This window comes from Actinoallomurus acaciae, from assembly GCF_042429965.1.
GTDB lineage: Bacteria > Actinomycetota > Actinomycetes > Streptosporangiales > Streptosporangiaceae > Actinoallomurus > Actinoallomurus acaciae.
Genome location: NZ_JBHLZP010000128.1, coordinates 1 through 17,664, shown reverse-complemented (window position 1 = coordinate 17,664; position 17,664 = coordinate 1). Strand labels below are relative to the sequence as shown.

Annotated in this window: 16 protein-coding genes; 6 read left to right on the top strand and 10 right to left on the bottom strand. The window is 70.7% G+C overall.

Annotation, left to right across the window (positions count from 1 at the left end; genetic code table 11):
- A partial coding sequence (locus ACFFNX_RS18840) for a (2,3-dihydroxybenzoyl)adenylate synthase (protein WP_378203485.1) occupies positions 1–1,561 on the top strand: 1,561 nt, incomplete at its 5' end.
- On the opposite strand, the gene ACFFNX_RS18835 is transcribed toward ACFFNX_RS18840, so the two are convergent.
- Entirely contained in the window at positions 1,536–1,883 is a 348-nt protein-coding gene (locus ACFFNX_RS18835; RefSeq protein ID WP_378203482.1) for a siderophore-interacting protein, read from the bottom strand. The two genes, ACFFNX_RS18840 and ACFFNX_RS18835, sit on opposite strands and share 26 nt — an antisense overlap.
- Before the next feature lie 400 nt (positions 1,884–2,283).
- Entirely contained in the window at positions 2,284–2,745 is a 462-nt protein-coding gene (locus ACFFNX_RS18830) for a MarR family winged helix-turn-helix transcriptional regulator (RefSeq protein ID WP_378203479.1), read from the bottom strand.
- Between the two features lie 154 nt (positions 2,746–2,899).
- On the opposite strand from ACFFNX_RS18830, the gene ACFFNX_RS18825 reads away from it, so the two are divergent.
- The gene (locus ACFFNX_RS18825) at positions 2,900–3,517 is read left to right on the top strand and encodes a hypothetical protein (RefSeq protein ID WP_378203477.1); all 618 of its coding nucleotides are present in this window, start codon (positions 2,900–2,902) and stop codon (positions 3,515–3,517) included.
- A 477-nt stretch (positions 3,518–3,994) separates the two neighbouring features.
- Entirely contained in the window at positions 3,995–4,429 is a 435-nt protein-coding gene (locus tag ACFFNX_RS18820) for a DUF6196 family protein (protein ID WP_378203474.1), read from the top strand.
- Between the two features lie 112 nt (positions 4,430–4,541).
- On the opposite strand, the gene ACFFNX_RS18815 is transcribed toward ACFFNX_RS18820, so the two are convergent.
- Positions 4,542–5,738, bottom strand: a complete 1,197-nt coding sequence (locus ACFFNX_RS18815) for an ROK family transcriptional regulator (protein WP_378203471.1) — start codon at positions 5,736–5,738, stop codon at positions 4,542–4,544.
- 175 nt (positions 5,739–5,913) lie between these two features.
- On the opposite strand from ACFFNX_RS18815, the gene ACFFNX_RS18810 reads away from it, so the two are divergent.
- The gene (locus tag ACFFNX_RS18810; protein WP_378203468.1) at positions 5,914–8,469 is read left to right on the top strand and encodes a carbohydrate-binding protein; all 2,556 of its coding nucleotides are present in this window, start codon (positions 5,914–5,916) and stop codon (positions 8,467–8,469) included.
- A 74-nt stretch (positions 8,470–8,543) separates the two neighbouring features.
- Here ACFFNX_RS18810 and ACFFNX_RS18805 read toward each other — a convergent pair whose 3' ends face one another.
- Both ACFFNX_RS18805 and ACFFNX_RS18800 read right to left on the bottom strand, forming a co-directional pair.
- A complete protein-coding gene (locus ACFFNX_RS18805; protein ID WP_378203465.1) occupies positions 8,544–10,580 on the bottom strand; it encodes a glycoside hydrolase family 31 protein in 2,037 nt (678 codons plus the stop codon).
- Positions 10,581–10,769: 189 nt separating this feature from the next.
- Positions 10,770–11,609, bottom strand: a complete 840-nt coding sequence (locus ACFFNX_RS18800) for a hemerythrin domain-containing protein (protein ID WP_378203462.1) — start codon at positions 11,607–11,609, stop codon at positions 10,770–10,772.
- Between ACFFNX_RS18800 and ACFFNX_RS18795 the strand changes: the two genes are divergently transcribed.
- A complete protein-coding gene (locus ACFFNX_RS18795; RefSeq protein ID WP_378203459.1) occupies positions 11,598–11,783 on the top strand; it encodes a hypothetical protein in 186 nt (61 codons plus the stop codon). The two genes, ACFFNX_RS18800 and ACFFNX_RS18795, sit on opposite strands and share 12 nt — an antisense overlap.
- Positions 11,784–11,825: 42 nt before the next feature.
- On the opposite strand, the gene ACFFNX_RS18790 is transcribed toward ACFFNX_RS18795, so the two are convergent.
- The 4 genes from ACFFNX_RS18790 to ACFFNX_RS18775 all read right to left on the bottom strand — a co-directional run bounded on the left by ACFFNX_RS18790 (position 11,826) and on the right by ACFFNX_RS18775 (position 15,429).
- The gene (locus ACFFNX_RS18790; RefSeq protein ID WP_378203456.1) at positions 11,826–12,410 is read right to left on the bottom strand and encodes a dihydrofolate reductase family protein; all 585 of its coding nucleotides are present in this window, start codon (positions 12,408–12,410) and stop codon (positions 11,826–11,828) included.
- Positions 12,411–12,564: 154 nt separating this feature from the next.
- Complete coding sequence (locus ACFFNX_RS18785; protein WP_378203453.1) at positions 12,565–13,395, bottom strand: ATP-binding cassette domain-containing protein; 831 nt, start codon at positions 13,393–13,395, stop codon at positions 12,565–12,567.
- Positions 13,392–14,435, bottom strand: a complete 1,044-nt coding sequence (locus ACFFNX_RS18780) for an ABC transporter permease (protein WP_378203450.1) — start codon at positions 14,433–14,435, stop codon at positions 13,392–13,394. Before ACFFNX_RS18780 ends, ACFFNX_RS18785 begins: the two co-directional genes overlap by 4 nt.
- A gap of 13 nt (positions 14,436–14,448) precedes the next feature.
- Positions 14,449–15,429, bottom strand: a complete 981-nt coding sequence (locus ACFFNX_RS18775) for a sugar ABC transporter substrate-binding protein (protein WP_378203447.1) — start codon at positions 15,427–15,429, stop codon at positions 14,449–14,451.
- Between the two features lie 182 nt (positions 15,430–15,611).
- On the opposite strand from ACFFNX_RS18775, the gene ACFFNX_RS18770 reads away from it, so the two are divergent.
- Positions 15,612–16,403: a class I SAM-dependent methyltransferase gene (locus ACFFNX_RS18770; RefSeq protein WP_378203444.1), complete on the top strand. Its 792-nt coding sequence runs from the start codon at positions 15,612–15,614 to the stop codon at positions 16,401–16,403.
- A 61-nt stretch (positions 16,404–16,464) separates the two neighbouring features.
- On the opposite strand, the gene ACFFNX_RS18765 is transcribed toward ACFFNX_RS18770, so the two are convergent.
- Positions 16,465–17,664 (bottom strand): thiamine pyrophosphate-dependent enzyme (locus ACFFNX_RS18765; protein WP_378203441.1); only part of this gene is annotated, 1,200 nt, incomplete at its 5' end.

Here is a 17,664-nt window from a genome sequence, read left to right as displayed (position 1 = left end):
CGCCGCCCAAGGTCCGCACACCGCCCTGGTCGGCGGCTCGGTGCGGCTGACGTACGCCGCTCTCGACGCGCGCGCCGACCGGCTCGCCCGCGGCCTGCTGCGGCTCGGGGTGGCGCGCGGTGAGCGGGTGGTCGTGCACCTGCCCAACATCGTGGAGTTCGTGGTGACCACGTACGCGCTGCTGCGGATCGGGGCACTGCCGGTGTACGCGCTGCCCGCCCACCGGGAGACCGAGATCGCCTATCTGTGCGCGTTCGCCGAGGTCGTCGCGTACGCCGCTCCCGACCGGCACCTCGGCTTCGACCACCGGGAGCTGGCGCGTACGGTCGCCGCGCGCCCCTGCGTGCGGCTGCGGCACGTGCTCATCGCCGGTGAGGCGGAGGAGTTCACCGCCCTGGCCGACGTCGAGGCGGCGGGCACGGGCGACGGGCCGCTGCCGTACGTGCCCGCCGACGACGTCGCCCTGTTCCTGCTCTCCGGCGGTACGACCGGGCGGCCCAAGCTCATCCCCCGCACCCACGACGACTACGCCTACAACGCCCGCGCCGCCGCCAGGGTGTGCGGCTTCGGTCCCGGCGCGGTCTACCTCGCCGCGCTGCCCGCCGCCCACAACTTCGCGCTCGCCTGCCCGGGCGTGCTCGGCACGCTCGCCGTCGGCGGCACCGTCGTCCTCGCCTCCGACCCCAGCCCCGCCGAGGCGCTCCCGCTCATCGCCGAGGAGGGCGTCACCGCCACGGCCCTCGTGCCCTCGCTCGCGCGGCTGTGGATGGATGCCGTGACCTGGCTGCCGGAGGACCTGTCCAGCCTGCGGCTGCTCCAGGTCGGCGGTGCGCGGCTCGACCCGCCCACCGCCGCCCGCGTGCGCCCGGTGTTCGGATGCGCGCTCCAGCAGGTGTTCGGAATGGCGGAGGGGCTGGTGAACCTCACCCGGCTCGACGACCCGGACGACCTCGTGTTCACCACGCAGGGGCGGCCGATGTCCCCGGGCGATGAGATCCGGATCGTGGACGAGGACGGCCGCGAGGTGCCGCCCGGCGCCGTCGGGCAACTCCTCACGCGCGGGCCGTACACCCTGCGTGGGTACTATCGGGCGCCCGAACACAACGCCCGCTCGTTCGTCGACGGCTGGTACCGCACGGGCGACCTCGTCCGCGCGCTCCCCAGCGGCCACCTCGTGGTGGAGGGCCGGGCGACGGACGTCGTCAACCGGGCCGGGGACAAGGTGCCGGTCGAGGAGGTCGAGGAGCATCTGGCCGCTCACCCGGCGGTACGGGAGGCGGCCGTCGTCGGGGAACCGGACTCGACCCTGGGCGAGCGGACCCGCGCGTACGTCGTCGGCGTGCCCGGCGTGGAGCGGCCCGGCCTGCGCGAACTCGCGGACTTCCTGCGGGGACGGGGCCTGGCCGCGTTCAAGGTTCCGGATCGGCTGTGCTTCGTCCCGGCCCTTCCCCTGACGGCCATCGGCAAGGTGGATCGCAGGGCGCTGGCCGAGGGGACCGCGTCGACCGCCGGATCCGCGCCCGCGGGCGAGGCGGTTACGCCAGGTCGGCCTCGAGGGTGACGGCCGGGTCCGCGCCCGCGGCGACCGCTGCCTGGAAGGCGGCCATGACCTCCCGGTCGCGCTCGTCGCCGGTCCGTCCCGCCTTCCAGTACGCGGCCGCCCTGAGCGCCGGACCGCGCTCGTCCACCAGGTGACGGCGCAGGGTATGTACCACCTCGGCCTCGGCCGCCACGTCGACGTCCATCTCACGTACGGCCGGATCGAAACGGCGGACGGTGCAGGCGCGCAGGGTCGGCGGCACCGCGCCCTCGGCGTAGGCGGGCATGCCATCGGGCCCGGCCGTCGGCAGGTCCGGACGGTCGCGGCCGGGCGGCGGAAGCATCAACTTTTACCCGCCGGCTCAACCTCGAGAAGATCGCGGCCCTCAGGCCCGATCTCATCGTCGGGGTCGACGTCGCCTGCAACACCGACGACCGTGCCAAGCCGACCGCGATCGCCCTCACCGCGATCGCGCAGACGTGGTCGACCAGAACACGGCGCTCACGGCTCTGGAGCAGAGCTTCACCGCGAGGGCGGCCGCTACCGGTGGGACATCCTCCAGGGCGGCTTCGACCAGGGAAGGTTCTGGCTGTACGGCACCAAGAGCGATGCCGGGGCCATCCTCGCGGCCTCCGGCGTACGGTTCGGCAAGGCGAGCGCCGACAACGGCACGAGCACCCGCGAGCCTCGACCGCTATCGGACCGACGCCCGATGACCACGCCCACGCCCACGCCCAATCAGATCAGCGCCGTGTTCCGACAAGTCGCGACACCAGGGCGATGAACTGACGCCGCTGCGCGGCCGTCAGAGGCGCGAGGAACTCGTCCTGAATGCCGTCGATGACTTTGTCGAGTTCGAGAAGCCGTGCGACGCCTTCCGCCGTGATCGTGACGATGTTTCGGCGTTTGTGCTCAGGATCGACTGTGCGCTCGACCAGCTCGCGCGACTCGAGTTCGATCAGGGCGGCGGTCACATCGCTGCGATCGATCCCGGTCTTCCGACCGAGCTCGGCCTGACTCGCGGGCCCCCACTCCTCCAGCGCGGCGAGGAGTCGGTAATGGTAGCTGCGCAGGCCGCTGCCATGGGCCTCGAAACCCGCGCTGAGCAGCCCTGAGGACCGTGTGTACGCCCGGCTGACCAGCCAGGTCGCGCGTCCTTCGAGCCGGGTCGGAGCGCGGCCGGTGTCGTGGTGAGGGGTGGGCACGCGTCAAGCGTACCAATTGTGGGTCGTGCCAACACTCGCTATGTTGGTTCGACCAACATTGATGCCTCGCACCCACCACCAAGGAGATCTGACCGTGAACACGTCACCGAAGAATGGACCCGAACGCGTTCTCGTCGTCGGCCGCAGCCCCAGTGTGCTCGTCGCCACCGTCGGCATCCTGCGAGCCAAGGGCTACTCCGCGGACGCGACGAACCAGTTCGACGAGGTCCTCGATGACTACGACGTCACCGATCTCGACGTTCTGGTCTTCGGCGGTATGGTCCCCGCCGATACAAAGCAACAACTGCGCGCGGACATCTCCGAACGCAACCCGCGCGTGACCTTTGTCCAGGGGCTCGCCGGGATCGCCGGCCTCATCGCCGCCCAGGTGCAGGCCGCCACCTCGGCCGAAGCCCCCGACAGCGGCGAAGTCGGCTACGACGCCGCACAGCGCGCGATACGACTCACGCTCAACGATCCCGCACCCGTCATCGCCGAGGCATGGTGGCACACGTCCTTCGTACCCCCGGAGCCCAAAAGCGCATCGACGCGCGTCTTCGACGGCCGACTCGACGCGGGCTCTCACATCATCCCGCTTCCGGATCAGGTGCCGTCCGAAGCGTCCTTCGCCGGTGTCACCGTCGGCTCGTTCACCCGCGTGTTCACCGTCGGCGCCATGCCCGATGCCGTCACGCGGCTGGCACCGACCTCGGTCACCGACAATCGACTTCCCCAGGTCGGTCAGGTCACGACGAGCAGCGACGACCGGTAAGGCGAGCACGGTCGGCCTTGGCTCTCGCCCGGAGTCGCGGGCATCGTCCATGCCTCGGCCTCAGGCCTCTCCCGAGTCGTCGGCGGTCGCGAAGCCGAGGGCCGCGTACAGCGCTCCGTGCACCTGAGCGGCGCCCCGTAGGCTGACCGGGTCCTGGGCCCGCCGCGCCCGGCTCGGGCGTCAGGGTCGCGCCGATGACGTGGGCGGTAGGTGCCTCGTCGATCAGTGTGCGGTAGCCGTTGGGAGAGCGCAGGCACGTTGGGCCTGGGCCGGAACCGGCTCCGGACCAGTCCTTCACCGAGGAGGCACTGCTGCCCGCGTCCGCGCCTGCTACGAACGTCAACAGCGATGACGTCGAACTTCCAGGAATCAGCGATTGAGCGACGGGGTTGTCCCGATCGGCGCCGTGCTGCGCCATGCGTGCGATGCGGTGATCAACCGTACGGCCCGGAACGGACCACAGAGGAGACATCACCGATGGTCAGTGTCAGCGTGGAGACGCCGGAACAGACCGAAGAGCGTCTGCGCCAGGTGATCGCCCAGGCCGACGTCCTCGTACACGACGGCGTCTGGTGCTTCGAAGAGTCTCCCATCGACCAGCCGCCGGCGCTCACCGGCGACACGTTGGCCGTGGTCCGCGACGACCAGAGCTGGAGCCGTCTGGTCCCGCTGACCCCGGAGCATGAACACGTCGAACGTTTCGGGGTCTTCTCCTTTCACTTTCCCGCCGAGATCGACAACAGCGGGTTCGTCGGCTGGTTGGCCGGCCGGCTCAAGGTGAGGCTGGGGACCGGGGTGTTCGTCATCTGCGGGAGCAACCGCGCCCGCGGCGGAATCTATGACCATTGGGGTTGCCCGATCGACCTGCTCGACGAAGCCGTCGCCGTCGTCAAGGCACTGCGCGCCCGCTGACCTGTGACCCCGGCCGACCTTGGTCCATCAACCGTTGAGCTGGAGCAACGCGACGGGCCGCCCGGTCCCAGCCGAACCGGCTTCGGCGTCGCGGCCGGTCGTCGGCGGCAGATCATCGCCGGGCGGGCGCGGCCGGGCTGCCGGCACGCTGGACGGCGAGGGCGATCGCGCCCAGGAGTTCGGCCCGGTTCTCCAGGGTCCCCGTGGTCACGGTCATCGCGCGGGCCACCCCCGGCTGGGCGTAGCGCGCGATGACCTCGCGGATGCCGTCGGTGAGGGCGCCGTCCGGCCGGCTGAGCTCACCGCCGACGATGACCACCTCGGGGTTGAGCACGTTGCACATGTCGGCCAGCGACCGGCCGATCGTACGTCCGGCGTCGCCGACGACACGGACGGCTCCGGAGTCTCCCGCGTCGAGCAGCCGGACCACGTCGGCGATCGTGAGCGGATGCGCGTGCATCGGTTGCAGGGCGGCGATGATGCGCGGGGTCGAGACCAGCGTCTCCAGGCATCCGCGGCTTCCGCATCGGCACAGCAGCCCGTTCGCCTCGACCTGTACATGGCCCAGTTCGCCGGCGTAGCCGCTGGTGCCCCGGTACAGGCGCCCGTCGAAGATCAGTCCGGCGCCGACGCCGGTGGAGACCTTGACGAAGATCAGGTCGCGGACACCGGCCCCCGCTCCGTACGTCACCTCGCCGAGGGCGCCGAGGTTGACGGCGTTGTCGGAGAACACCGGCCGGTGGATGCGCTCTGCCAGGCCGTCCGCCGGATCCAGGTCGACCCATCCGGGCAGGATGTTGTTGACCACCACCCGTCCGGTGTGCCGGTCGAGCGGGGCGGGCAGGCCGACGATGACGTTGCGTACGTCGTCGTCCGTGTGGCCTATTTCGCGTAGAACAGCGCTGAATTCGCCCGCAGCGGTGTCGAGCGCCGCGGCCACGGAGTTGTCCACCGCGAGCCGTACGTGGCGCTCGGCGACGACGTCGCCGGACAGCGTCGCCGCGGCGACCCGGAGGTCGCCGTGCCCGAAGGCCATGCCGACGACGAGGCCCGCCGACTCGGTCAGCGCCAGCCGAACCGGCGGCCGGCCCGGACCCGTTCCCGTGCGCGGCGCGTCGGCCGCGGGCAGCTCGCGCAGGACGCCGTCGTCGATGAGCCGTGCGACCAGCGTGGCCACCGTCGCGCGTGACAGCTCGGTGATGCGCTCCAGGTCCGCGCGCGTGACCGGGCCCTGCTCACGCACCGCCGCGATCACGCGGTCGAGGTTGTACGCACGGTGCGACCTGGACCGCGCCTTCGCTGGGCTCATGGCATCCTCACCGCACACTTGCTCTCATCGATTCTGCCGCGTTCTCCGCATAATACGGCCAGATTTGGCACTGCTCAGTCCATTGACATGACAGAAATGGCGTTTTAACTTCGCGGAAATCCCCCACCATGCGCGCAGCCGAGGACCGGAGAAGCCCGACCCCTGAGGAGGGTCCATGAGCAGATCGGCACGAAGATCTTTTCGGCGTACGGCAGTCGCCTGCGCGCTCGCCCTCACCCTTCCGGCGAGCCTGGCGTTCGCCTCACAGCCGGCCGGCGCCACGGCGCCCACGGCCGGCACCACGGTGACCGTGGGCGCCGACGGCGGTTACACCATCGACACCGCCGGGCCGCGCTACCACTTCGCCGGTTCGGTCGGCGCCCCCGTCGGCAACGTCAGGCACGCGACGGGCCGGGACGGCGTCGGCGCCTACCACGAGACCGACTTCGACTACTCGGCCGGCGGAGTCGCGCGCAGCAGCGGCATCCGGGCCTACGACCGCAGTCCGGTGGTGCTCTTCAGCACGACGTACCGGCAGGCGGCGGCCAACGCCTACCCGTTCCCGGCGCTGTCGGGCCGGCCCTCGCTGCCGCACACCGAGACCTTCGCCGGCTGCTTCGCCAACCGGCAGTTCGACGCCCAGGGGGACGCGGGCTTCAGCCCGTACCTGGCGTTCGACGCCTCCGGCAGCGGCTACCTGCTCTCCCCCGCCTCGAACTTCACCACCGCCGTCACCAAGTACGACGCCGCGGGCGCGCTGACCAGCGGCATCTCCTCGGGTGTCGGCAGCCTGCCGGCCGGGTTCACCCAGCGCACCGTGCTCGCGTTCGGGCACGGGATCAACAACGTGTACGGCACCTGGGGCAACGCCCTCACCGGCCTGTCCGGCAAGCACCGTCCGTCGCAGGACGCGACGAACACGCTCGCCAAGCTCGGCTACTGGACCGACAACGGCGCCACCTATTACTACGACTACGACAAGAACCTCGGCTACGCGGGCACGTTGCAGGCGGTCCGCGACGACTGGAAGGCCAAGGGCCTGCCGATGGGGAACCTCCAGCTGGACAGCTGGTTCTACCCCAAGGGCCCGAACGCCGTCTGGGACGACAACCCCGACGGCGAGTACCGCTACGAGGCGGACAAGACGCTGTTCCCCGACGGGCTCAAGGCGTTCCAGAAGAGCATCGGCGTGCCCATGATCACGCACGCGCGATGGATCGACCCGTCCAGCCCGTACCACCAGGAATACCAGATGTCCGGGAACGTGATCACCGACCCGGCATTCTGGAACGACCGGATGAAGTACCTCAAGGCGTCCGGGGTCGACACCTTCGAGCAGGACTGGCTGTGCTCGCACGCGCAGCCCGACTTCAACCTCACCGACCGCGCCGCCTTCCTCGACAACATGGCCAAGGCCGCCGCGGCGAACGGGCTCGACATCCAGTACTGCATGCCGCTGCCCCAGGACTTCCTGCAGAGCACCCTCTATGACAGCGTGACCAACAGCCGGGTCTCGAACGACCGGTTCGAGCGCTCCAAGTGGGACTCCTTCCTTTACGCCTCACGCCTGGCCGGTGCCCTCGGCGTCTGGCCCTGGGCGGACGTGGCGATGAGCACGGAGACCCAGAACCTGCTGCTGCAGAACCTGTCCGCGGGTCCGGTCGGCGTCGGCGACCCGGTCGGCAAGGAGAGCGCCGACAACCTCAACAAGGTGGCCGAGGCGGACGGCACGATCGTCAAGCCGGACACCCCGATCGTCCCCGACGACGCGACGTACGTCCGCGACGCCGCCCAGCCCGGCGGCGCCATGGTCGCGACGACCGGCAGCCGGCACGGTTCGCTGTCCGCCGGCTACGTCTTCGCCTACGCCCGCTCCGTCCCGACGCCGAAGCCGGACACGACCTATGAGGCGGAGGACGCCACGTTGTCCGGGCCCGTCGTCGGTACCGACCACTCCGGCTACACCGGCCGCGGTTTCGCCGACTACCAGCACGACTCCGGCGACTACGTGCAGTGGAACGTCGACGTGCCGTCCGACGGCACGTACACGCTGCTGTTCCGGTACGCCAACGGCGGTTTCGGGCCCCGGCCCCTCGCGGTCTCGGTGGACGGCGGCACCGCGTCCACGCAGCCGTTCGACACGACCGGCGACTGGGACACGTGGTCGGCGCAGCCGGTCGTGGTCACCCTGTCCGCCGGCCGGCACACCGTACGGGCGACCACGACGGGTTCCAACGGCCCGAACATGGACAACCTCGGCATCAGCGCCGGCAAGATCACCATCCCGACGACCGAGGACGCCTCCTTCCGGCCCGCCGAACTCGGCGTCACCGGCAAGGCGTACCTGTACGACTACTTCGCCGGCACCGGCAAGGTGGTCGACGCCGCCTCCGCCTACACCGCCGAGGTGACCCGCGACGGGTCCTACTTCCAGGTGGTCCCGGTGGGCAGGTCGGGCATCGCGTTCCTCGGCGACGCGGGCAAGTTCGTGTCCCTGGGCAGCCAGCGGATCCGGTCGCTGTCGGACAACGGCGCGGTCCACGCCACGGTCGCGTTCGCCCACGGGGACGGCCCGGTCACGCTGCACGGGTACTCCCCGACACCGGTGTCGGCGTCCGCGTCGGGCGGCAGCGCCGGCAAGGTCGCCTACGACCCCGCCACCCACCTGTTCTCGGTGCGCGTCAGCCCCGGCCACGGCGCCACCGTGGCGGTCACCCTGACCCGACGCTGATCACCACGGCCGGTCTTCACCCCACCCACCTCGGCGGGCAGGGGTGAAGACCGGCCGTCGCCGGTCACAGGGTCTCAGCCGCGCAGGGCGCCGATCAGGGACTTGGTGTCGGCGGTGCCCATCCGGACGAACAGGGGCAGTGTGCCCAGGTCCGCCGGGTAGGCCTTCAGGTCGCCGTGCACGACCCTGCCGCGGGCCACGTCGTACCAGGCGCCCGGCGGGAGGTGAACGTCGCGGCTCGTGCCCGTCGACAGGAGCGGCGCGGCCAGCAGCGAGTCGCCCAGGAGCCACTCGTCGCCGACCGTGTACGACGCCTGGTCCGACGGGAAGTCGAAGAACAGCGGCTGCATGATCGGGTCACCCGTCCTCAGCGTTCGCCGCACCTGCCGCTGGATGTACGGCGCGAGGCGCTGGTGCACGTCCAGGGCCTTCGCGTACAGCTTCGCCGTATCGGCGTCGTAGTCGACCCACTTCTTGTTCACGTAGTCATAGACGCGGACCGGCGACGTGGAGGAGTAGACGAGCGGCATCGCCGCGGCCGCCTGCGCCCACCGGATGAGGACCTCCTTCGACGGCGGAGGCTGCCCCTCCGAGCCGCCGACCATGTCGGTCTCCACGAACGGGTAGCCGATGGTGGAGATCGCCAGGCTCTGGTGGATCGCCGCCTGGAGCGACTTCCAGTCGGTGCCCTTGTCGATCTCACGGGTCACGAAGCCGTACTTCTGCGACCCGGTCCAGTGGATTCGCACGCCGACGCCCTGCTGGTCGAACCCGTCGGTGAGCTGGGCGCCCAGCTTCACGTAGTCGTTCGCGGTGTAGCCGGACGCGGGGGCGCACGTCTCGTCGTAGAAGCGGGTGTCGAACTTGAAGCCGTCCACGCCGTACTTCTGCTGGAGCGCCTGGAGCTGGCCGGTGTACCAGGCGCGGGCGTCGGGGTTGCCCAGGTCGACGATGCCGGCCTTGCCGTTCCACCACTCGACCGTGCAGGGCTTGGACGGGTCGTCCTTGGACTTGAGCAGGTATCCCTTGTCGGCGGCGACCTTGTAGTTGTCGGCGTCGAGATTGATCCACAGGGTCACCCAGAGGCCGAACTCGTAGCCCAGGTCGTGCACCTCGTCCGACATGGCCTTCGGGTCGGGGAACTTGCCGTTGAAGGTGAAGTCGCCGTAGTGGCTCATCCAGCCGTCGTCGAGCGACATCGTGTGGCCGGGCACCCCGGCGTCGTGCAGGCGGTGGACGTAGTCCAGGAAGCTCGCCTGGTCGACGTTCGTGTAGAACTGCGCCCAGGAGTTCCACAGCGGGGTCTCGTACTGGTACGGCTCGGCGTCGCTCTTGGCCGGCTTGCCGGTGATGCCGATGTAGTCGTCGTAGACCGCCTTGGGGGTCCTCTCCACGAAGACGGTGGCGGTGAGGCTCGGCGTCCCGGTCACCTCCATGCCGGCGACGCCGGGGGTGTCCTTGCCGAGGGAGACCTTCATCAGGTTCTGCGTGTCGAACCAGATGCCGGCCGCCGACTGGGTGAACCAGAACGGGTCCACCATCTGGTACGACGCGGGCCCGAACGCGTCGTCGGCGACCTTGCCCGAGTCGAGCGGCCAGGGCTGGTCGGTGTACGGGCCGCCGGCGTCGGTGCTCGCCTCGCCGTGGCCGTACCAGTGCCCGGCGGAGCCCATGGCGAAGTGCATGCCGGTGGAGTCCGGCGTCGCCCCCTGGACCGCGCTCTTCAGTTCGTAACGGTCGGCGGACGGGGTGATCCTCACCGCCAGCGTGGCCGCGGCGTCGGTCGTGCCCACCTGAAGGGTCAGCACGCCGTGGGACCAGGCCGACCTGCGCACGCCGGTGGCGGTGACCCGGCCGTTCGGACCGGTGAAGTCGAGGGCGTCGGTGTTCGTGGTGGCCAGCACCGTACGGCCGGCGCGGCGGGTCGTGATCTGGAACTTCCGCTTGGCCACGACCACCTGGTAGGCGGGCGTGGTCAGCGTGACGGTGCTCGCGTCGTCGCGATACTTCACGGCGGGTGTGGCGGAGGCCGAACCCGCGGTGAGGGAGGTCGCGACGAGCACGAGGGCGGCGAGAGGGGGGAACAGTCGGCGGGATCTCAGCGCGATCACCTCGCGTGGTCGTGGAGCCGAATGGGAGCCGGGTCGGCGAGCGGTCCGGCGGGCTCCCCGTCGGACTGCTCATTCTTGCGCACTACTGCGGGATACTGCGCATAAACGAGCGACACGTCAAGATCCTCCCCACGATGACCCCGGCCGACGACCGGCCGAGAAGCGCCGCGTGGTGGCGGTCGCCGGGCCCTACCGGTCCCCGAGGGCCTTCCGGCGGGCGCGGTAGCAGCGCGGCAGGAGGGGGCACAGCCAGCGGACCGGCGGCGGGAAGTTCCCCATCAGGTGGTCATAGCCGGCCGGGCGGTCCGGGTCCTCCAGGAGGCCGAGTACCAGGTCGGGGCCGGACTTGGGCGCGCCGTCGACGATGGCCTCGCGCAGCCGGGTGATCTCCTCGTCCGGGACCTGGGGCATCAGGTCGACCAGGGCCGGCTCCTCCGCGTCGAGGTGGTGCAGGAGGAGGTCGCGCACCTTCGCGGCGGCCGTCGTGCCGCGGGCCACGGCGTCGCCGGCGGAGCCCGACGCGAGGGCGTCGACGACCTCGGTGAGGCCCTGAAGCTCTCCGTCCAGCGCGTGGTGCTCGGCGGTCAGCCCGTCGAGCGCGGCGATGGCGTCGGGGAACCGCTCGCGCAGCACCGGCCAGAACTGCTCGTCCTCGCTGGCGTGATGGTGGTGAACGAAGGCCACCAGCCGGCGGGCGGTGCCGACCAGGGCCTTGGTGCCGACCGGCTCGCCGGCCGCCCGGCGGGCGAAGGCGTCCGCCGTGAGCTCCGCGCCCCGGCGCATGATCGTGTGGACCGCGATCAGCTCGTCGTACATCTGCGAACCTTCGGTCCGCACCGCTGGTGCCGTCATGAGGTGCTCCGGTTTTCCGTACCACTCGCCTCTCCGTGACCGCGCGGCGGCCGAGACCCGCCGCGAGCCGATCGCGGCGGCGCGGGCAGCGCGCTGCCCGTCCATGAGAACGCCGGTGAGCTGTGGGAACAGCTCACCGGCCGCTATCGCGACGCGCTGCGCGCGGTGGCCGCGCACCTGCACGGCCTCGGCTCGCTCCGCGAGGGAATCACGATCGATCGATGCGCCGGCCTGCTGTGGTTCTGCTTCGGCCCGCAGGCATGGCGCACCCCCGTCGGCGACTGCGACTGGACCTGGGACGACGCCGAGGCACAGCTCCTCTTCACGGCCGCCAGGCTGGTGCTGGCCTGACGCGCGGGTCCCCGCGCGCCGGGCCTGCCGGTCGGGGTCGCCTCACCGGCGGGCGTAGTGGGCGATGATCACGCCCTTGGGGGTCGTGACGCTGCCGGTCAGCTCGAACTCGGTCAGCGGGGCCGGGCCGTCGAACAGCCGTTTGCCCTCGCCCAGGGTCAGTGGGTGGATCAGCAGCGTGTACCGGTCGATCAGGCCGGCGGCGTGCAGGCTTCGGACCAGCGACGCGCTGCCGTTGATCGACAGGTCGTCGCCCGGCCGGGCCTTCAGCTCGGCCACCGTGTCGGCGGCCTCGCCGCGCAGCAGGATCGAGTTCTGCCAGGCGTCCGCGTTCTCGAGAGTCCTCGACACGACGTACTTCGTGGCCGCGTTCATGTGCGTGGTGAACGGGTTGCCGTCGGTCGCACGCCCCCACGCGGTGATGAAGTCCTGCCAGGTCGCGCGGCCGAACAGCATGTCTCCGGGCCTGGCCATGCCCTTGGCCAGTTCCCGGCCCATCACCTCGTCGTTGTACCGCAGGCCCCAGCCCCCGTGGGCGAAGCCGCCGCTGGTGTCCTCGTCCGGGCGGCCGAGGCCCTGAACCACTCCATCGAGGGTGACGAACATCGTGGCCGTGATCGAACGCATCGACCTGGTCCTTTCCCTGTGGCGGGCCGGCCTGCCGCGGCCCGGTCACTCTCTACACGAACGACCTCCGGCGAAATCGACAGCCTTGTTCGCGTATACGTGCGGGCGCCCCGCCCCTGTCCGGTTCGTGCCGGACAGGGGCGGGGCGGGTGAGTCAGTCGGACAGGCCCAGGTCGCGGGCGTCCTCGCGCAGTTCCGGAGCGCCCTCGACGCCCGCGCTCTCCAGCTCGTGCGCCAGTTCCTCCAGTTCCGCGCCGCCCGCCATCTCCGCGGTCAGCTCGGCGAGGGTGATGTCCTCCTTGGTGTGGTACCCGAGGGTGCGACCGCGCTTGAGCAGCAGGAACCGGTCCCCCACCGGGTACGCGTGGTGGGGGTTGTGGGAGATGAAGATGACGCCGAGGCCGCGTTCGCGCGCCTGGGCGATGTAGCGCAGCACGACGCCCGCCTGCTTGACGCCCAGCGCGGCGGTCGGCTCGTCCAGGATCAGCACCTTCGCGCCGAAGTACACCGCGCGGGAGATCGCGACGCACTGGCGCTCGCCGCCCGACAGCGTGCCGATCGGCTGGTCGACGTCGCGCAGGTCGATCCCCATGTCGAGGAGCTCCCGTTTGGCCGTCGACCGCATGAACGGGATGTCGAGCCGCTTGAACGGGGCCGCGCCCCTGCGCTTCTCCGAGCCGAGGAAGAAGTTGCGCCACACCGGCATGAGCGGCACGACGGCCAGATCCTGGTAGACCGTCGCGATGCCGCGTTCGAGCGCCTCGCGGGGCGAGCCGAACGTCACCTTCTCCCCCTCGACCCGGAACACGCCCTCGTCGTGCCGGTGCAGGCCGGCGACGATCTTGATGAGGGTGGACTTGCCCGCGCCGTTGTCGCCGAGCACACAGGTGATCTCGCCCGCGCTCACCTCCAGGTCGATGTCGCGCAGCGCGATGATGTTGCCGTACCGCTTGCCGACGCCCTCCAACTGCACCAACGCGGTCATTTCCCCGCCTCCGCCCGGCGCCGTACGACGAGGTTCACCACGGTGGCGGCGAGCAGCATCGCACCGAGGAAGAACTTGAACCAGTCCGGGTTCCACTCGGCGTACACGATGCCGTTGCTCGTCATGCCCCAGATGAAGGCCCCGATGGCCGCGCCGATCGCCGAGCCGTACCCGCCGGTCAGCAGGCAGCCGCCGACGACCGCGCAGATGATGTAGAAGAACTCGTTGCCGACGCCCTCACCGGACTGCACGGACTTGAAGTTGAACAGGATGTGCATCCCGTAGAACCACGCCGTGAAGGACACGCCCATGAACAGGGCGATCTTCGTACGGGTGACCGGCACGCCGACCGCGCGGGCGCTGGCGGCCGACCCGCCGACCGCGAAGATCCAGTTGCCCGACCGGGTGCGCAGCAGCAGCCACGTCGCGACGGCCACGAACACGATCCACCACAGCACGCTGATGTTCACCTGGACGCCGCCGATCGTGAAATCTCGGGCGAACACGGCGCGGGCCTGGGAGAACCCGTCCATGTCCTCGATCGACGGCGTCGCGACGTTGTGCGTGATCAGTTTGGTGAAGCCCAGGTTGAGGCCGGCCAGCATGAAGAAGGTGCCGAGCGTCACGATGAAGCTCGGCAGCCCGGTCTTGACGTACAGCAGGCCGTTGAGGAAGCCGAGCGCGAGGGTCACCACGAGGGAGACCACCACGCCCACCCAGACGTTCAGCGTGAGCTCGTAGCTGAACATCGACGCGATCAGCGCCGAGGAGGTGACCATCACCCCCGCGGACAGGTCGAACTCCCCGCCGATCATCAGCAGCGACACCGACACGGCCATGATGCCCATCGACGCGCTGGAGTACAGCACGGTCGAGAACGATGACGCGCGCAGGAAGGCGTCGGCGACCAGGGAGAAGAAGACGAACAAGACGATGGCGCCGATGAGGGAGCCGATCTCCGGCCGGCCCAGCAGCTTGCGGAACGACGAGCGGGCCGCGAGGCGCTCGTCCACGGCGGGCGCGGACGGTGCGATGGTCATGGGTCTCCCGTCCTTATCGGGTGCCTCGGTCCGCATACGGCGCCACGGCGTCCGCGTTGGACTTGTCGACGATCGCCGGCCCGGTGAGCACCGGCTGGCCGCCGCCGAGGATGTCGCCGTTGCGCTTGTACAGCCACAGCTCGTCGATGGCCTCATAGCCCTGCAGGTACGGCTGCTGGTCGACCGCGAACTGGATGCGGCCGTCCTTGATCGCCGACACCAGGTCCTTGTTCATGTCGAACGTGGCGACCTTGGCCTTGCTCCCGCTGTCCTTGGCGGCGTCGACGGCGGTCAGCGCGATCTGGGCGTTCAGGGCCAGGATGCCGTCGATGCCCTTGTCCGCCTGGAGCTTGGCGGTCACCGCCGACTTCACCTGCGGCATGTTCGCGCCCTGCACGAAGAGGTTCTGCATCTGGCCGGAGAAGGTCTTCTTCGCGCCGGCGCAACGGTCCTCCAGGCCGACGTTGCCCTGCTCGTGGATCAGGCAGACCGCCTTCTTGATCCCGGCCTTGTTGAGCTGCTCACCGGCCGCCTGGCCGGCGATGTTCTCGTCCTGGCCGAAGTGGGCGAGCGCACCGAACTTGGCGGACTCCTCCGCGCCGGAGTTGATCGTCACGACCGGGATCTTGGCCGCGACGGCCTTGGCGACGACGTCCTTGAGCGCGTCCGGCTTGGCCAGGGTGACGACGAGACCGTCGACGTGCTGGTCGATGTAGGACTGCACGAGCTGCGCCTGCTTGCCGCCATCCGGGTCCGCGGCGTACAGGAACTGCACGTTGTCCTTTGCGGAGGCCGACTGCGCACCCTTCTGCACGATGTCCCAGAACGCGTCGCCCTGAGCCGAGTGCGTGACCATGGCGATCTTGAGCCGGGGACCGCCGCTGCCGCTCAGTGCCTTGGTCGCCTGTTCGTCGGCCTTCTTCCCGCCCGAACTGCTGCACGCGCTCAGCGCCATCAGCCCGGCCAGGGCCGCGGCGATCACCATCCGCTTCATGATCTCTCGGTCTCCTCTCGGGGGCACGCACCTCACAGGGCCGGAGCCACGGTGCGGTCCGGCCGCTGGTGGCGGTGAGGCTACCGGCTCGGCCGGGGCCCGGACCGGCGCAGACCGTCTCTGTTCGGTTACGAGGGACTGATTGGATCTAACGAAATATTTCGGACGGAGGCGATGAGGCCGTGGAGGATGAGGCGACGCGCCACCGTCTGCGCGCCGGGTTCGACCGGGCGGCGGAGGACTACCAGCGCACCCGGCCGGTCTGCCCGGACCGGCTGTTCGACGACCTGATCGACCGGGCCGCTCTCCGGCCGGGCGACCGGGTGGTCGAGATCGGCTGCGGTACGGGGCAGGCGACCGTGCCGCTCGCCCGGCGCGGGCTGGCCGTCACCGCCGTCGAGCCGGGCGCCGGACTGGCCGCCGTCGCCCGCCGGCGGCTCGCCGGATTCCCCGCCGCCGAGGTGGTGACCCGCTCCTTCGAGGACTGGCGGCCGAAGGGCGCCCCGGCCGACGCGGTGGTGGCCGTCAACTCCCTGCACTGGATCGACCCGGCGCTTCGTTACTCCAAGCCCCATGAGCTGCTGCGGCCCGGCGGCGCCATGGTCGTGGCCGAATGCCGGTGGGCACGGCCCGCGGACGCCGACCCCTTCTGGACGGACGTGCAGGAGGACTACCGGGCCGTGGGGTTCGAGGGCGACCCGCCGCCGCCTCCCGAACGGATCGGCCCGTGGCACCTCCCGCCCGAGGCCCGGGGGCTCTTCGAAGAGACGGCGAGCCTGCGCTACCCCTTCCAGGTCCGCTACAGCGCCGATGACCACCTCACCAACCTGGCGACGCAGTCCGGCACCCACGCGCTCGGCGAGGCCCGGCGCGCCGAGTTCCTCGCCCGGGTGAGGCACCGGCTGGAATCGCTCGGCGACCCCCGGCTCACCGTCACCTTCGTCGCCCTCCTGACCGTCGGCCGGAGGGCGTGACGCCGCGGGCCCGTATTCGGAAGCGTCGGCGTACCCGCCTCTTCGCGACCACGTCGCGGGCCTAGAGATAAGGACGCTGTTCCTGTTTGTCCTTCTCGTAGCGGGCGCGCGCCTCGCGTACGGTGTCCAGGCCCGAGACCTCGGCGACCGGGACGTCCCACCACGCCTCGCCGTCCGGGGCGGGCCGCAGCGGGTCGGTCTCGACGTGCACGACCGTCGTGCCGGACGCGGCACGGGCCCGCGCGAGGGCGTCGCGCAGCTCCGGGGCGGTACGCGCGGTGAGGACCTGCGCGCCGAGGCTCGCCGCGTTGGCGGCGAGGTCGACGGGGAGCACCTCGCCGTTCAGGCCCGAGGCGGTGCGGTAGCGGTAACGGGTGCCGAACCGCTGTGCGCCGACCGACTCCGACAGGTTGCCGATCGAGGCGAAGCCGTGGTTCTGCACGAGGACGACGATGAGCTTGACGCCCTCCTGCACGGCGGTGACCAGCTCACTGGACATCATGAGGTAGGACCCGTCGCCGACCATGACGAACACCTCGCGGCCCGGATCGCCGCCCTCGTCGAGGGCCATCTTCACGCCCAGGCCGCCGGCGATCTCATAGCCCATGCACGAGTAGCCGTACTCGACGTGGTACCCCTTCGGGTCCCGAGGCCGCCACAGCCGGTGCAGGTCACCGGGCATCGACCCGGCCGCGCACACCACGACGTCGCGGTCCCGCGCCGCCTCGCCCACGAGGCCGAGCACCTCGGTCTGGGCGGGCAGGTCGTCCCCGGACGTTCTGAACGCCTTGTCCACGACGGCGTTCCAGCGGGCGACGCGCTCGCGGGTCTCCTCCCGGTACGACTCGGGCACCGACCAGCCCTCCAACGCTCCGCGCAGCGCCGCCAGGCCGACCGCCGCGTCGGCGACGAGCGAGGCGCCGGCGTGCTTGGCCGCGTCGAACGCGGCCACGTTGAGGTTGACGAACCGGGCCCGCCCGAAGAGGGTGCGCGAGGCCGTCGTGAAGTCGCTGTAGCGGGTGCCGACGCCGATGACCACGTCGGCCTCGCGGGCCAGGGCGTTCGCGGCCGTGGTGCCGGTGGCGCCGATCGCACCGGCCGCCTGCGGGTGGTCCCACGGCAGTGAGCCCTTGCCGGCCTGGGTCTCCCCCACCGGGACACCGGTCGCCTCGGCGAAGGCGCGCAGCTCGTCCGTGGCCCGGGAGTAGATCACGCCGCCGCCGGCCACGATCAGCGGCCGCTCGGCGCCGCGGATCAGCTC

Bases quoted from the DNA above. Each gene is read 5' to 3' on its own strand.
- ACFFNX_RS18835 (WP_378203482.1), bottom strand. From the start codon at position 1,883: ATGCTTCCGCCGCCCGGCCGCGACCGTCCGGACCTGCCGACGGCCGGG.
- ACFFNX_RS18815 (WP_378203471.1), bottom strand. From the start codon at position 5,738: ATGAGCCCAGCGAAGGCGCGGTCCAGGTCGCACCGTGCGTACAACCTC.
- ACFFNX_RS18820 (WP_378203474.1), top strand. From the start codon at position 3,995: ATGGTCAGTGTCAGCGTGGAGACGCCGGAACAGACCGAAGAGCGTCTG.
- ACFFNX_RS18790 (WP_378203456.1), bottom strand. From the start codon at position 12,410: ATGCGTTCGATCACGGCCACGATGTTCGTCACCCTCGATGGAGTGGTT.
- ACFFNX_RS18780 (WP_378203450.1), bottom strand. From the start codon at position 14,435: ATGACCATCGCACCGTCCGCGCCCGCCGTGGACGAGCGCCTCGCGGCC.
- ACFFNX_RS18785 (WP_378203453.1), bottom strand. From the start codon at position 13,395: ATGACCGCGTTGGTGCAGTTGGAGGGCGTCGGCAAGCGGTACGGCAAC.
- ACFFNX_RS18775 (WP_378203447.1), bottom strand. From the start codon at position 15,429: ATGAAGCGGATGGTGATCGCCGCGGCCCTGGCCGGGCTGATGGCGCTG.
- ACFFNX_RS18810 (WP_378203468.1), top strand. From the start codon at position 5,914: ATGAGCAGATCGGCACGAAGATCTTTTCGGCGTACGGCAGTCGCCTGC.